The organism is Clostridium sp. YIM B02500 (assembly GCF_022324665.1).
GTDB classification, from domain to species: Bacteria; Bacillota; Clostridia; order Clostridiales; family Clostridiaceae; genus Clostridium; species Clostridium beijerinckii.
In genome coordinates, this window is the sequence record NZ_JAKGTE010000051.1 from 14,511 (window position 1) to 30,226 (window position 15,716).

Annotated in this window: 11 protein-coding genes; all 11 read right to left on the reverse strand. The window is 29.5% G+C overall.

Annotated features, from left to right (window positions below; translation table 11 throughout):
- Nucleotides 1-5: 5 nt before the first annotated feature.
- The 11 genes from L1S46_RS24760 to L1S46_RS24810 all read right to left on the reverse strand — a co-directional run bounded on the left by L1S46_RS24760 (nucleotide 6) and on the right by L1S46_RS24810 (nucleotide 15,431).
- On the reverse strand, nucleotides 6-2,894 hold the full coding sequence (locus L1S46_RS24760; protein WP_238901254.1) for a VWA domain-containing protein: 2,889 nt from the start codon (nucleotides 2,892-2,894) through the stop codon (nucleotides 6-8).
- Between the two features lie 61 nt (nucleotides 2,895-2,955).
- Nucleotides 2,956-3,525: a prepilin-type N-terminal cleavage/methylation domain-containing protein gene (locus L1S46_RS24765; protein ID WP_238901255.1), complete on the reverse strand. Its 570-nt coding sequence runs from the start codon at nucleotides 3,523-3,525 to the stop codon at nucleotides 2,956-2,958.
- Between the two features lie 15 nt (nucleotides 3,526-3,540).
- Nucleotides 3,541-6,021: a hypothetical protein gene (locus L1S46_RS24770; protein WP_238901256.1), complete on the reverse strand. Its 2,481-nt coding sequence runs from the start codon at nucleotides 6,019-6,021 to the stop codon at nucleotides 3,541-3,543.
- A 47-nt stretch (nucleotides 6,022-6,068) separates the two neighbouring features.
- A complete protein-coding gene (locus L1S46_RS24775) occupies nucleotides 6,069-7,061 on the reverse strand; it encodes a type II secretion system protein (RefSeq protein ID WP_343217289.1) in 993 nt (330 codons plus the stop codon).
- 10 nt (nucleotides 7,062-7,071) lie between these two features.
- Nucleotides 7,072-8,406, reverse strand: coding sequence for a pilus assembly protein PilO (locus L1S46_RS24780; RefSeq protein WP_238901258.1), 1,335 nt, complete (start codon nucleotides 8,404-8,406; stop codon nucleotides 7,072-7,074).
- 1 nt (nucleotide 8,407) lies between these two features.
- Nucleotides 8,408-8,965 (reverse strand): PilN domain-containing protein, encoded by a 558-nt coding sequence (locus L1S46_RS24785; RefSeq protein WP_171772502.1) that lies wholly within the window; start codon nucleotides 8,963-8,965, stop codon nucleotides 8,408-8,410.
- A gap of 16 nt (nucleotides 8,966-8,981) precedes the next feature.
- Entirely contained in the window at nucleotides 8,982-10,145 is a 1,164-nt protein-coding gene (pilM, locus tag L1S46_RS24790) for a pilus assembly protein PilM (protein ID WP_238901259.1), read from the reverse strand.
- 866 nt (nucleotides 10,146-11,011) lie between these two features.
- On the reverse strand, nucleotides 11,012-11,482 hold the full coding sequence (locus tag L1S46_RS26445; RefSeq protein WP_275299050.1) for a prepilin-type N-terminal cleavage/methylation domain-containing protein: 471 nt from the start codon (nucleotides 11,480-11,482) through the stop codon (nucleotides 11,012-11,014).
- 81 nt (nucleotides 11,483-11,563) lie between these two features.
- Complete coding sequence (locus L1S46_RS24800) at nucleotides 11,564-12,766, reverse strand: type II secretion system F family protein (protein WP_238901260.1); 1,203 nt, start codon at nucleotides 12,764-12,766, stop codon at nucleotides 11,564-11,566.
- A 103-nt stretch (nucleotides 12,767-12,869) separates the two neighbouring features.
- Nucleotides 12,870-14,564: a type II/IV secretion system protein gene (locus L1S46_RS24805; RefSeq protein WP_238901261.1), complete on the reverse strand. Its 1,695-nt coding sequence runs from the start codon at nucleotides 14,562-14,564 to the stop codon at nucleotides 12,870-12,872.
- A gap of 114 nt (nucleotides 14,565-14,678) precedes the next feature.
- The gene (locus L1S46_RS24810; RefSeq protein ID WP_238901262.1) at nucleotides 14,679-15,431 is read right to left on the reverse strand and encodes an A24 family peptidase; all 753 of its coding nucleotides are present in this window, start codon (nucleotides 15,429-15,431) and stop codon (nucleotides 14,679-14,681) included.
- Between the last annotated feature and the right edge of the window lie 285 nt (nucleotides 15,432-15,716).

Here is a 15,716-nt window from a genome sequence, read left to right on the forward strand (position 1 = left end):
TAATATCAGAACAAATCTGGAAGAGGACTCTCCTCTATCCTTACTGTAGCCGGCTTACTGATAGACTGTACAGTTATGGTATTTGTATAATCTCCTTGAATTTCTGGAGTCTTTTCGGTATATAATACTAGAATCTTTCCATTAGAGTTTGAAAGATTCGATACATTATAACTGTAATTTCCATTCTGACCTGACATAATTCCAATCTGATTTATTGAACCTGTATTGGTAACTTCATATACTTTTATATCTCCCTCTATATTAATTCCATCAGCAATCTTAAGAGTAATAGCATTACCATTCGCAACGCCGCTAGCATATGCTCCTAAGGTTACAGTCGCTCCTTTTGCAAGTGTTTCTGTTGTTCCATCTATATCGGGTTCATTCTTACTTAAATCTATCCCCTTATATAAACCATGTTGCAGGTTGTTAACTCCGCCTATATATATAGATGGTGTATCTATATTCTTCTTAGTAATCGTTCCACCAAAGTTTGTATATGAAATATTATTATTATCCTGAGGCCCAAAACCTAATGTTCCATATTTTCCATCCACAGACTTGACTTTAAAAGTAACCTCAAACGGTTGAGGGCTTGTTTGCTCCCACATAGAGCTCTGACTATTATAAGTATAAGTAATTTTAGGTAAAGTTATAGTTCTCAGCTTGCCAGTTCCACCTAATTCTCCATCTTCTACTGCATCAAAATTACTTCCTAAATCAAAATTCAGCTTAGCATCGTTAATACTTAAAGTTTTAGCACTTATACCAGCTTTTAATCTATCAGCAACATTTTGCATATCTATATTTCCAAAATTAAAATTCCCACCATCATTTTTACTCTTAAGATAATCTATATCAAGCCCCAACAATCCTTTATGCACGTCACTTAAATTCGAAGTTGTATTTTGATTTTGATTACAACTCATATCAATACTAATTATTTTATACCCTCTGTTTTTTATTTCATCAAGATCGGATTGGTTATAAGTAACATTTCCCGAATTCACTAAGATTATTGCTTTATTAGCATTTGCATCTCCTTTATTCACCAACAAATCATCCGCTTTTTCTAACGCTGGTCTTATATTTCTATTATTTGATGATTGTGGTGTCATTATATTATTTTGAAACAATTGCCTTAAAGTTTCTCTTTCACTTGAATTATTTCTATTGAAAAGCCTATCATATGTCCCATTGTCAACTGGGTACTTTACTGAATCATTATATCCTACAACTCCAAATTTAATATTTTGCCCTTTCAATGTATTATCCGTTCCATTATTTGAATCATTAAGCAATATGTTAGTAAACCAATTCTGCATAAGTGCCCATCTATTTCCTTGACTCATATTGCTAGATAAATCTACAACAAATACAGCGTTAGTTATCATTCCACCCGATCCACCATTGAGGTTATAAGCAAATGCATCTGTATTAATTTTATATTTTATCTCTATTTCCTGTAGTGCATTTGCCGGATTAGGTGTTATACTTTCCAAAATTGCATGTATATCTGGAAGTTGATTATCTTCTATTGATATTTTTTGTACCGGTACGTTAGCTGATATTATAGAACTTTGCCAAGGAAAAGTAACGGTTGAATTTGCAAATACAGATATATTGTCGCCATATGCATTAGATTTAATTTTTATTGTAAATGGAACCGGATCCGCTGAATATGTTACTGTGGTTCCATCATTACTTCCTGGTACTTCCTTATAATTAAAATCAGGTAATCTTATAGTATTCCCATTGATTGACTCTATAGAAGTATTTGTATTAGGATCATAATTGAAATTTACATTTGTTATAGGATAACTATCTGCTATATCATCCCCTATATTACTAAACACGGCGTCTATAGCCCCACTATCAGTTTCATAAAAATTTGAATTATTTGTACTCATCGAACTATGAATTTGTTGCATTTTAGTATTTCCATCACTATCCAAACCATAGCCAATTGAGAATACATTATATCCCTTTCCTTTAATTATTTCTCCCATTGTCTTAGCATAGTTTAATGACTTACCATCAGTGTCCGAATATCCAGTTCCACTTTGACTTACATTGCTAGCAACATTCGATTGCGTAATATCTGTATAATAGTTACTATACGAACTCCCTTGATATTTGTAACCAGTATAATTTCCTGTATATGGACCTGTCCTATAACCAGATGGCATATGGTTGCTATCAAAGCCATAGTTTACACGATTAAAAGACCAATCGTAATACGTATAGTATGTTCCATTATAATCCCCCCATATCCAGCCACTATTAGCTGTTTGCCAATTATAATAAGTCGGTTCTCCATCTGACATGAATATTATATTTTTACTTGCCAAAGGGTTTTGCTCTGAACTATTAGATAATAAATAAGCTGCCTGCCTTAACCCTTCCCCAGTATTAGTCCCTCCTCCTGCGGTTAAATTATTAATAGATCTTTTTAACGCAGTAACGTTTGTAGAACTAGAAACATCAGTTAATTTATTTATAATTGTCGCCTGAGTATCAAAGTCCACTATTGCAATTTTTAAATTTTTTACAGTTGACATTTTTGTAATGAAATCAGTTGCAGCTTTTTTTAGATTAGTAAGCTTATAATTATCAGCCATACTACCGGAAGAATCTAGTACCAAAACAATTTCTTTTGGCGGTATTGATATTTTAAAAGGTTGCGGATGTATTGTACCATTTATAGTTATTTCCTCACCTAACTTTGGATTTTTAGGTGTATATGAATCTATTGTTACTGTAAATTGAGGCTTAGAGGCAATATCTGCCTTTACCCTAAATTCTGAGCTATTTATAGATACTAATATTAACATTAGACTAATAATCAAACTTACTTTTTTCAAAAATTTTCTCTTATTACCTTTCAACTTCAAACTTCTTCCTCCCCTCTGACAGTATAACCTTTTTAAAAACCAACAATCTTACGCTTATTTATTAGCTTTCTAATCCTCTATTTCTAAATTCAGTCACAAAATTAATTGGATAATCTACAGTACTGGTACCTTGATTCTTACTGAGCACTATACTAAATTCAATTGAATTAGCTTTACTAATATCCCCACCATAATTTATAGTAAAACTCTTAATATTTTTTACTATTTCTTCCTGATCATTTTCAATATTCGAACCATCGCTATCTTTAGATTCAATTATAGATAAAGTCTTCCCATCCTTTTTATAATTAGAAGAATTCTTTATAGTTATTGTCCAGTATCTTTCTTCAACAGATCCATCATCTTCTTCGACATAAGATTTAATCATCAAATTTTTGACTTCCCCATTGACAATATCAGCAGATTCTACCTCATTGGCTTGCATAGCAATATTGCTTATTTTCTCCTGAACCGTTTGTGCTCCTATTTGCAAGGTAGACTTAACATCTGAATCAGAAAAGATCTTATTGCCTGTAGTAAATATAGAACCCATAATTCCTAATATAATTACAGTCAAAGCCAATACAATTATCATTTCTATAAGAGTAAATCCCGTTCTTCTCTTATTCATGCTAAATCCGCCTTTCTATTTAACAAGCTTCCAAAGCTTAGTATTCAAGAACTTATTAATATCATAATTAGGATTTAATATTTCATTACTGCTATCAGATTCTTCTCCTCCACCGGTGTAAATCGTTCCACCAAATATATCATTAAACAATTCAATATTCTGTGATTGAATCCTTTCAATTATTTCTGGATCATAAGTTATTAAACTTGTACTATTCCCATTATTTTTTCCTTTGATTATCAAATTTCCTTTCGCTATGATAGATCCTCTAAAATTAACATTTCCATCGATAGTCACATCACCATCTGTCCCTATTAATGCATCTATTTCTTTATTATTTGATGCATTAATAAATATATAATCACCTGTATCATCATAATTCTCAGAAGCATTATCTCCACTAATAACTATATTCTTTTTAGTCAATATAGCTTTTTCTGCATCATTATCATTAATTTCCTTTGCTTCATTCTCTGCACTGTACTTATAACTGTTACTTTCATCAATATCTTCTGGTAATTTCATTATATTTTCTATAGTATACTGAGGCTTAGAAGTACTCTTTAAATCATACAGGTTTTTCAAATATGTTTTTTCACTTTCTGTTAACTTGTCATAATCCTTTTGAGGATATCCCATATTATAAACTTTCTGTGCATATTCCTCTCTTTTAGGATCTATAATATCTTCCATATCATTATCATTAATAAGATTTGTAGCATCGTTCTTGACTTGAAATTTTCCTGATAAATCTTTATATATTATAGCCCCTACAGCTTTAGTATTACTTGGTAATGAAATTCCACCTGTATTCTCTTCCTTTAACTTTCCATCCCAATAATCTTCAAAATGTACTCTTTTCTGAGCAACCTCATTTCCTGAATTACTATTGCTACTATTTGTTCCATCAAATAAATAAAGTGGATCATGATAGCTAAATATTTCATTAGGAGTGTTTGGATCTGGAACTGAATAAGCTGAATAATTTCCTTTAAAAGCAAGAGATTCACCAGTTTTGTATGGTTGATCTTTTGTATCTATATATGCCACACCCATAATATAAGCACTATTTTTAATATCAACTTTAGAATTACTATTTCCGTTAACTATTATACAACTAGAATTCTTATCCTTTTCTTCACTTTCCTCACCATTAACAGTTCTCTCATTAATTCCATAAAAATTATTAATTTTTATGTTTGTAGAATTTGCTTTCAATGTTATATCATTGTCTACTACTAAATTCCCGATACTTAAATTAGAATAACTTGATTGATTCCCATTTATATTTCCTGCATATAGATTTCTCGCATATAAGTTACTAGTAATTTGTGCTGGTTTATCATTATCTTGTCCAACATTATTTCCAATATTAAAAGTTTCATTAGTCATAACATTATCAAAAGTAAAATTCTTAACATTTTCTAATGTTATTCCACCTTTATATTTATTATAAACTATCCCATAATCACCAGAAATTTTTGTTCTATCTCCCTTAACAAATACATCTCCTGTAACCTGCAGATTGCTCAAATTATCTATATCCATATTCCCCCCAACCGTAATTCCTCTATTTTCGAGGGCAGGATACTCCTGTAAGTTTCCTGTACTTTTCGTGAAGTATACATCATTATAATTAGGAACAAACATTGTATATGTAGCCTGAACAGTTCTCATATTCCTGCCAATAACATTCGTATTCTGCCCTTTACTCTCAAATTCTGATTGTACCGTTATTGTATATTTTTCTTTATTATATACATCTAGACTTAATTGTTTGCCACTAGATTGTAAACTTATGCTCTTTACATCTAAATCATTGCCTCTATCATATCTAATTCCACCTGAATCATTTATAGAAAGATTCGGTGGGTTATTGTTATCTGGGAATTGAATTTCTGCTATATCATAACTTGATTCATTATCATTCAAGTCTCTAACCCCATTCACATATGACTTATTGACTATTGATTCCTTTAACTTATTAGGTGTAATTTCCTTATCAGCATAATCTTTTCCATCATACTTTAATATGAAATTATTAAAAGCTCTTTTAAATTCTTGATTTACAATAACATCAAGCATTTCATTATCTTCCTCTATTTTTTTATCAATAAATTGCTGGCTCTTTTTATCTTCATCTTTATCATGATTACTGTTATATTCCTTCCAATAGTCGATATCAATCTTCAAATCAATGAAATCTTGATTATACGGACTTGTTTCATCATCATTACTATCTTTAGTTAAGCTTTGTAATCTTTTAACTCTTAAATTTCCATACTGAGCAGCTGCATCAAAGGTTTTTCCGATTAGATTATATGCAACATCTAATCCTGATTCCGAACTATATAAATTTTCAACTCTCTTACTTTCTACAACTCTAGCTTTATAATTTGCTGATATCATTGATAACATAGCCATCGATACTGTGGATACAAACATAAATATAATTATAACTACTATATAACTTGAACCATATTTTTTCCTTTTCACCTCTTCACCCCCAATTCCTTTTTAAATATATTAGTAGTAAATTATTTTCACGGATTTTCCACATCTACATTCTCGTTAAAATATCCAGTAAATAAATCCCCACCATTTGTATAAGCTACTTGAACTTTAATATCATGTAAATCTCCAATTTGAGTTTCCTCTTCTGATCTATTATTGTAAACATTCACTTCTCCCTGACGAGTCTCAATATCTACATTCAAATCACTTGATTTTTCTAAGCATATATTTATAGGTTCATCATCTTTATTATATAAATTTATCTGTATGTTCTTTGATTTATCTAATACATAATCTTTAAAATTCACAGTAAATTTTATTTGTTTTTTCTCTCCTTCAATGCCATCTATATTAGAGAAAACTCTTCCTATAAGTTGCTTACCATCTTCATCTTTAATAATTATTTTTTTCTGTTTTTTACTATTATCCCAGCTTGTATAGACAAAAAGTTTTATATCTTTATCAGATTTAATTTTCACTGGGCTTGTGCCTAGATCTCCACTTTCATCATCCACTCTGCCTATCTCTATACTTCCATTATTATTCTCCACAAAAACACTATAATCAAATGTTTCTACATTATCACCTGACGACCCTGCATTCCCTATTCCCCCCGCTGACTTAACTTCTATGCTTTTACCGTCAATTGAAGCCTGAGTTTTATTTAAAGTAATTGTTTCAACATATTTACTTAAACTCTCACTGCACTCATTATAATTCTCATCTAAGTACCGTTTGTAAACAGCTACACTACCTCCTGCAAATTCTTCAAAGTTTATACTACCTACATTTAATTTACCTTCTGAAATATGAAATTCTCCATTTTTTGTTGCAACTTTTATCTCTTCAATTACATTCTTTCCTTTTAATGCTGCAGTTTGTTTCACTTGCGCATCTTTAGTTTGTTTAATGAGTAATAAATAAGCATTATATACACCAACCGAAATTATTGCAATCAAGGCCATACTTATTATTACTTCTAGCAACGTAAACCCCTCACATTTTTGGAAATTCCTTTTTATAAGTCCTCACCTACTTTTGATTAACGCTTATACTGCTTCCATCCCCTTCAACTTTTACCCGTGGATCTGCAGTATCATCTCCTGTTACATTAACATTTACCAGTTTGTCAGTTTTATTCATTACCTTTAACTTAATTTCGGATTTATCATTTGAAGTAATTCTATTTTCACTTTTGACATCTAAAATTATATTTTGTGATGTTGGCACAAATTCTGCCCCAATCCCATCATAATTTATTGGGAACGTTCCTTTAGATGTTTTATATTTGTAATAATATTTATCGCCATCTTGAGTTAGTATAATCTCTACATTTTCCATGGAATTACTATCTGCATAAACATAAGTTGTTTTTAAATCATCATTTACCTTTCCTAACATTATCGTTGGTAAATCAGAGGTTGATGATTTTACTGTTGCTACAAAATCACTAGTATCTTTGTTAGCTTCTATGTTACCACTAGCAGCTCCTGTACTAAATGGTACACTTTTCCCATAAGTATTATTTAAATTCCATTTTAAATATCCCTCTAGTTCATCATCAATCTTTGGAACTGCATAAATCTCAAGATTCATTGTACCCTTTACCGAACTTAAGGTATCTTGATCTATTTTTATTGAATTTACTACTATCTTTTTTTCATTGCTTCCAATTGTCTTTAATAACGTATTTAAACTATCATAACTTCCATTAAAATTAACTTCTGCTTTAAGATATTGAACTGTATCTTTTTTCTGACCTTTGGGCTTACTTGAGCTTGAGTTATTTCCACTACTTGAATTTGAATTATTAGTATTAGAATTACTCGAACTCTTTATCTTATCACTATTACTAGAATTTTTGCTATCAACACTACTTGTATTCCCATTGCTTTTCTCAGATTCTTCTTTATTTTCAGTACTACTTTTTTGTTTATTATTAACTTCATTATTATATTCATCTACAATTCCTTGTAACGAACTTTCTGCTAAAGTACTACTCTTTTTATCTTCTGTTTCCACACTATCAGAAATTATAGGATTAAATTTAATGCCTCCATCCAATCCACTACTTTTCAATAAATTATCTAACTCTAATATTATATGTTCCTCGCTTATAGTTGGATAAAACGGTAGTGATTCATCGCTTATTTTAGCTTTTAATATTTTCACATCACTCTTTTTAGATTCAATTGAATTTATCGTATTTATCGCTGTAGTATACTTCTGCTGAATCTCATTTTGTTGCTTTACTTTTTGCTGTATAATATTAATTTCATAAGAATAAACGAATTGATAGTACGCTAAACCTAATACTATAATACCCAAGATATATAACATTACTTTTTCTCTATTACTTATTTTCATATTATTCAACATCCTTTAACATGCATTTTATATCAAAAGAGTATTCTCCTTCTACCGCGCCCGAATTATCTATAGAATTTACATAAACATCTTGCATCTTAGGCAACGAACTCAAATTATGTTTCAGCTCTGCAACTGCGCTTCTGCTTGTTGATACACCTTTTATAGTAATAGTGTTATCTGATATATCTAAATTCTTAAAAGAAACTTCACTTGGTACAGTTGAACTTATATCCATTAGCAATACATCTGATACATTATCCCTATTCTTGACGGAAACTGCTACATCAGTAAGTGCACTATCATATTTCTTTAATGTAGTAATCTGTTTGTTTATATCGTCTGCTTCTCTTAACTGCTCTTGTATTTCTGGATCAGATAATTTCTTATTATAATCATCTATACTTCTATTCAAAAGGATTATTCTAACAGTATTAACGCCAAAGGTTCCTACTATTAAAAGAGCTACTATAACCATTACTCCATATATATATATTCTAGAATTTATCTTTTCCTTATTTTTTCCCTGGTAAGGTTTAAAAAAATTTAAATCTTTCATTAATACAGCCTCCTAACTAAAGTCTTATGACTGAGCCGATTACATTGATGAAGTCATCTATTCGCTTACCATCATCACTAGACTTGAAGGCTATTTTAGAAAGGCCTTTTCTTCTAATTGTTTTTATTCCAAGTTTTTCAGTCATATAGTTATCCATTCCTTTTAGTTTAGAACTTCCTCCAAAAATTACTATGCTACTTACTTCCTCTCCCATATTTTTATTTTTATAGAATTGAATTATTTTTTCTATTTTTTCTATCCAATCATCAGTAATTTCTCTCACATGAATATTGATTGGCTCGAAAGGTTCCTCTAAATCTATATTTCTAATCTTAAAACCTTCTACTTCTTCAGCCTTAATTAAATTTTGTTCTATTAATAATTCATCAATATCATTCCCACCAGCTTTTATCATTCTGGTGAAGTCTAAATTTCCATTTTTATATATATTAACATCGATAAAGCTTGCCCCCATATCAATAAAAGCAACTGAATCCTCTGGATTATATTCATATTCATTATTTTTATCTACACAATTAATAAATTTATTTATTGCATTATAATTCACATCTAAAGCATAAGGCTTTAAATCCAATTTTATTAAAAGATCATAATATCCTCTGGCTATTTTATCTGGATATGCTATAACTCTTACATTTATTTTTTTTGATTCATTTATTTCTTCTTCACTTAAAATTTGTACTTGCAATATATAATCTTCTAAATTTATAGGAAGATATTGCTGAATTTCATATCTTACTACAGTATCCATTTCTTCGTCTTCTACTCTCGGAATTAAAATTTCTCTATTTATAATTAAAGTTGAATTAGTAGTACAAATGCCATATTTGGCTTTAATTCCATTTTCCTTTAACACTTGTCCTAATTTATTAAATAATTCTTCTGATCTTTTTATTTCTCCATCTACAACAGCACCTTTAGGTGTCTTCATTGTAATATATTTATCTATAGTTAATTCTTCTTTATAATACATTCCTTCAACTATCTTTATCATAGAACTTCCTATGTCAAAAGCTGCTACTTTCCTTTTTTGCTCTGAAATCTTTATTTTATTATTTTTGACATATTTCTTTAAAAAATCAAATTTTATCTTTGTAAATTCATTAAACTTAAATTTCTTTTTTAAATTCTGTATACTAATACCATCATTTTTTTTCATATCATCTCTCCTACTATACCAACTCATTCTGTTAAGTTATATTAACCTTGTTCTTCTGAAAATAAGGGAATAAGATAAATTTGCTTATAAAACTCCCCCCAAAAAAAGAGTAGCAACTCATAAAATAAAATTAAAGTATTCTGATATAATTTGGACAAACCATAAAATTTTATATTATGCATGTATACTAGTCAAAAATACCAGTTTAAGAAATTGAAATACAACTTGCCCCAGTTTCATTAGCAAGTTAGAAATATCTGAGCACACTTTCTCAAAACGTCAAAATATTGTAATCCAATTAAGTTTCTATTAAATCTAAGTATAGAAACTTATTAAATAACATAGTTTTTATTAAAGTATTTAAAATCTAGCAGAAAACAAAAAAGTTTTCTATTAATTTGAAATTTAAGTAACTTAATACATTTATTAAACTTTATCTATAGTTTCATAAATTTTATGGATTACTAATTGTTATTATATCTGTCGAAGTTGCCTTTTTTACTAGAAATAGCATCTTCCTTAACCATTACTTTGTTTCCACTCAATCTATACTTAATATCTTTAAATAAGCTACAAAAGCCTAAATTATCATAAGATTATTTTTCATATAATTGCTTATTACTCCATATATACTTTTCAAATAACAAGTAATTCTATGAAATATCAAACTATTTTTTCATATCAATATAATAGAGTCGTTAACTTTTTATTTTTAGTTTTATCTATTATCATTGCAAATAAATTTTTAATTCATGATGACTAAACTTTTTACATAAACTAAATAATTAATTAGTTATAAGGGTATAGAAATCCATACTCTTATAACTTTTTAATCTAGTTAATAAAAATAATTTATATATATTCTTTTAATCAACTACTAAATCTGTATACTGTTTTGCCGTAGTATCTTCAGCAGGTGCCAGTACTGGACTGCCTGTTACACTTGACTTAACACTTACATCTCCATTAGGTGTAATTGTAACTATAAAGTTTGTTCCAGACTTAGCTTTTGGTACGACAGATCCATCAATTCTTGCAACTATTGCATCTGAATCTGCATCTCCAGTATCACCTGTCATTATAGTTACTGCTTTGTCTGCAGATGCTGTGGCTATAGTTCCATTGGCTACTAACATTGAAGTTGTTGTTTGTATATTCTTAGCTGCTGATATATCATCACTTACTCTCGCATCTAATCTTACTTGTCCAAATTTAGGAATTGCTATTGCCGCTAATATAGCAATTATTGCAATAACGATAATCAATTCAACTAGTGTAAATCCCTTCTTTTTTTTCTTTGATATTTTATTCTTTCCTTTTAACAATAATTGGTTCATTTCTAAACCCCTCCTAATTTTTATATATTATTTATTTTAATGCACTTTAATTTTAATATAGCACATTAATTACCTCTCTAATTAAATTTTATTATAACTATCAAACATTGGTATCATGATAGATATAACCATAAAGCCTATTATAATCCCCATAATAACTATTAAGAGTGGCTCCATAAGAGCAACAGAAGTTTGGATAATTGAATCTAGTTCCTCATCATAAAAATCTGCTGTCTTATTTAATATATCATCTAAAGATCCAGTTTCTTCGCCTATTTTTACCATTGAATATAACATTTCTGGAAATATCCCACTTTCCCTCATAGACGTATATAAACTTTCCCCTCGTACTACCTTATCTCTTATTTTTAGCAACTCAATTTCAGCAATTTTATTTCCTGCAACGTCCCCTACTATTTTCAAAGCTTCCACAAGTGGCAATCCACTTGCTAATAACGTAGATAATGTTCTTGTAAATCTTGACACTATAATCATTTGATTAAGTTTTTTTAGTACTGGGAGCTTCAGTTTTAGGTTGCTTGAAAAATATATCCCTTCATCGCTTTTTAAAAATATATTAATCAAAAAGCCTGCTAAACCTATAGCTATTATTATAATATACCAATAATTTTTAATTCCACTGCTAAGGCTAAGCAAAAACTTAGTTGACCATGGTAAAGCTGTTCCACTTTGTTCAAATATTTCTGTAAAAGTAGGCATTACATAAGTTAATATAAATACCACCGCAAGAATTGAAACTATCCCAAGTACAGTCGGATATATTAAAGCGCCTTTCACTTTATTTGTTATTTTATTTTCCTTTTCATAATGAGTTGCCATTCTAAGCATTATATCTTCCAAATTACCGCTAGCCTCACCTGATGCTACTAAAGATACTAAAAGTTCTGGAAATATATCTTTATGCTTTGCCATAGAATCAGATAAAACTTCACCTTTTGCAACATCATCATTTATATCTTTAGTAGCTTGTCTTAACTTTTGGTTCTCGATTTGAGAGCTTAATATTTCTAAACAAGTTAAAATTGGTACCCCTGCATTCAACATGGTATAAAACTGCCTACAAAATACTGCTAAATCTTTGAGCTTTACTTTCTTATTAAAATTCAGGGTAATATTCGTACTTTCTATTACCTCTTCTACTTTTAGTGGATAGTATCCATTACCTGAAATAAAGTCTATAACATCATCCCTAGAATCTGCTTCGTGAGTTCCTTCTATTTTCTCTCCATTTGGGTTCATCGCTCTATATTTAAATTTTGCCATATAATCACCTTCTTTCGGCTCACACATTTCACAATTATCTATATAATTCCTCTTTAATTTTTTGATATACTTTTAAAGTTCGAAATTACCTATTTCAAAACTATTAATTATCTCTTCCTAAACTAACTATTGTTGATAGTTCCTCTATGGTCGTTCTTCCTCCTATAACCAAATCTTTGCATTCACTTTCTAGAGTTTTCATTCCTTTTCTTACTGAAATATCTCTTAACTCATCTGTATTGGCACCTGAGCTAATAGCTTCCCTATGCTCTCTTGTTACTTCCATAATTTCATAAATTCCAACTCTTCCTGAATATCCAGTATTATTACAATATCCACAGCCTGCACCCCTATATATGGTTAATGGTTCATTTATATTCTTTTCTAAGACTTCCTTCTCATATTCACTAGCTTCATAAGCTTCCTTACAATTGTTGCATATTTTTCTTACTAATCTTTGCGCAATAACTCCTACAACAGATGTTGAAACCAAATATGGTTTAATTCCCATGTCCACAAGTCTTATTATTGATGATGGTGCATCATTTGTATGAAGAGTGCTTAAAACCAAATGCCCTGTTATAGCTGCTCTAGTAGCTATTTCAGCTGTTTCCTCATCTCTAATTTCTCCAATCATAATAATATCTGGATCTTGTCTTAATATACTTCTTAGTCCACTTGCAAAAGTTAACCCTGCCTTTTCATTTACGCTTACTTGATTGATTCCATTCATGGTATATTCTACTGGATCTTCTACTGTAATTATGTTTACACTATTAGAATTCAATTCATTTAATATTGAATACAAAGTTGTAGATTTACCACTTCCTGTAGGTCCTGTAACTAATATAATTCCGTGAGGATTTCCTATTATTCTATTTAGTCTATGAATATTTTCTTCACTCATTCCAAGCTGCTTTTTATTTAATATAGATCCATTTGTATTTAAAATTCTTATTACAATCTTTTCACCATTAACCACTGGAAGTATAGATACTCTAAGATCCACTTGGACTCCGTCAACTTCGAACATTATCCTTCCATCTTGAGGTATTCTTTTTTCTGCTATATTTAATCCCGCAAGTATTTTTATTCTTGTAACTAAAGGCCCTAAACTTTCTATTCCAAGTGTATTAACAGTCTGGAGCTTTCCATCTATTCTATACCTTATTCTTATTTCATTTTCAAATGGTTCTATATGAATATCAGAAGTTTTCATTTCTACTGAATTTCTAAATAAGTAGTCCACCATTTTAACTACTGGTGCGCTGTTAACTTCGCTCATTTCATCTATAGCTTGTTTACTATTTTTGATCGCTTTAGTACTTTCTTTTGCCAGTTGAATAGCAGCGTTATTAACCTGCTGACTACTATAATATATTCCTATAAATTTCTTTATATCCGCTTTCCTAGATATAAACGACTCTATTTCAAATCCTGTGGATATTGCGACGTCATCAATAGCAAATATATTTAGTGGATCTGCAAGAGCCACTTTAATCTTATTATTATCAAATCCAAATGGGATTAATAGATACTTATCACATAAATTTTGCGGAATTAAAGTTATTGCTTTTCTATCAAAATTTATTGTATTTAAGTCAACTTTTTTAATTCCTGTTTGCTGTTCTATCGCTTCTATTATATCTTCTTCAGTTATAATTTTACTATCGAGTAGTATTTCCCCTAGCTTCTTCCCTAGTGTCTTTTGAGACTTTAATGCTTCTTGCAATTGATATCCTGTAATTTTCCCCGCATTTACAAGAATGTTACCTAGCCTTCTTTTTTCAGTTGCCATTCTGAGTCTCACCTTTCCTATGAATTATAAATAAAATGCGGTATAACACCTTATAATTAGTATAAGTTTGCTATTTAATTTACACAAGTAAAGTTATTGTAAAAAAGTGTATCTTCACATTAACAAGCTCCAATAGATTTTTAATATTTCTGTTCCATAGATCATTGAAATTAAACTTCCTATTGCTATAAAAGGTCCAAATGCTATCTTTTCTTTTGCCTTCTTTAATTTTAGCGCTAAAACAATTATTCCTATTATTCCACCTAGCACAATTGCTAGAAATAAGCCTAATAAAATTCCTTTAACTCCTAAGAACACTCCACACACAGCAGCAATTTCAATATCACCTTCACCCATTCCCCTTGTTAAAAACACTATTAATCCTATAATTATTGCTCCAAGTATTCCTCCTAGAATTAAATCTAGAACATTATTCCTATATAAAACATATTGTAATACTATAAATCCCCCCCCAGCTATTCCTCCAAAAATCGTAGTACTTGTAAATACAAACTGAGTATCAAAATCTATAGCACTAATTACTATTAAAAGAGATACCAAAATACAATATTTTACAGTAATTACATCTAATCCAAACTTTAAGTATACAATTAGATACAGCAATCCATTTAATATTTCTATAAGCGGATACCTTATAGAAATTTTTTCATCACAATATCTACATTTCCCGCTAAGAAATATATAGCTAAATACAGGTACAAGATCTAGCGGATTTAAGTTATGTTTACAGTTTGTACAATGAGATGGCGGAAAAGCAATTGATTTTTCCATGGGAATTCTATAAATACAAACATTTAAAAAACTACCTATAACTAGTCCCAAAATACATATAAATATATAATCCAAAAAATCACCTCTCATTGTATATTTTAATATTATTTAACTTTTTTGTAAACGTTGTTATATACAAATTTGTATTTTAACTACATTTTTTTAAATATTTAATAGGAATTATATAAACATAATAAACTTTCTTTTTATTAAAATACAGTTAATCTGATTGTATTTCAATATCTTCCTCTGTCTTACCTAAAAATATTTCATACTTTTATTTAAAAATAGGTTGTTGAATAACTAATTTTTACAAATGGTTATTTAAGAAAATATTCTTAGAAATTATATATTCCAAGG

Coding starts and splice junctions, on each gene's coding strand:
- L1S46_RS24765 (WP_238901255.1), bottom strand. CDS start 3,525: ATGAATAAGAGAAGAACGGGATTTACTCTTATAGAAATGATAATTGTA.
- L1S46_RS24780 (WP_238901258.1), bottom strand. CDS start 8,406: ATGAAAATAAGTAATAGAGAAAAAGTAATGTTATATATCTTGGGTATT.
- L1S46_RS24785 (WP_171772502.1), bottom strand. CDS start 8,965: ATGAAAGATTTAAATTTTTTTAAACCTTACCAGGGAAAAAATAAGGAA.
- pilM (WP_238901259.1), bottom strand. CDS start 10,145: ATGAAAAAAAATGATGGTATTAGTATACAGAATTTAAAAAAGAAATTT.
- L1S46_RS26445 (WP_275299050.1), bottom strand. CDS start 11,482: ATGAACCAATTATTGTTAAAAGGAAAGAATAAAATATCAAAGAAAAAA.
- L1S46_RS24800 (WP_238901260.1), bottom strand. CDS start 12,766: ATGGCAAAATTTAAATATAGAGCGATGAACCCAAATGGAGAGAAAATA.
- L1S46_RS24805 (WP_238901261.1), bottom strand. CDS start 14,564: ATGGCAACTGAAAAAAGAAGGCTAGGTAACATTCTTGTAAATGCGGGG.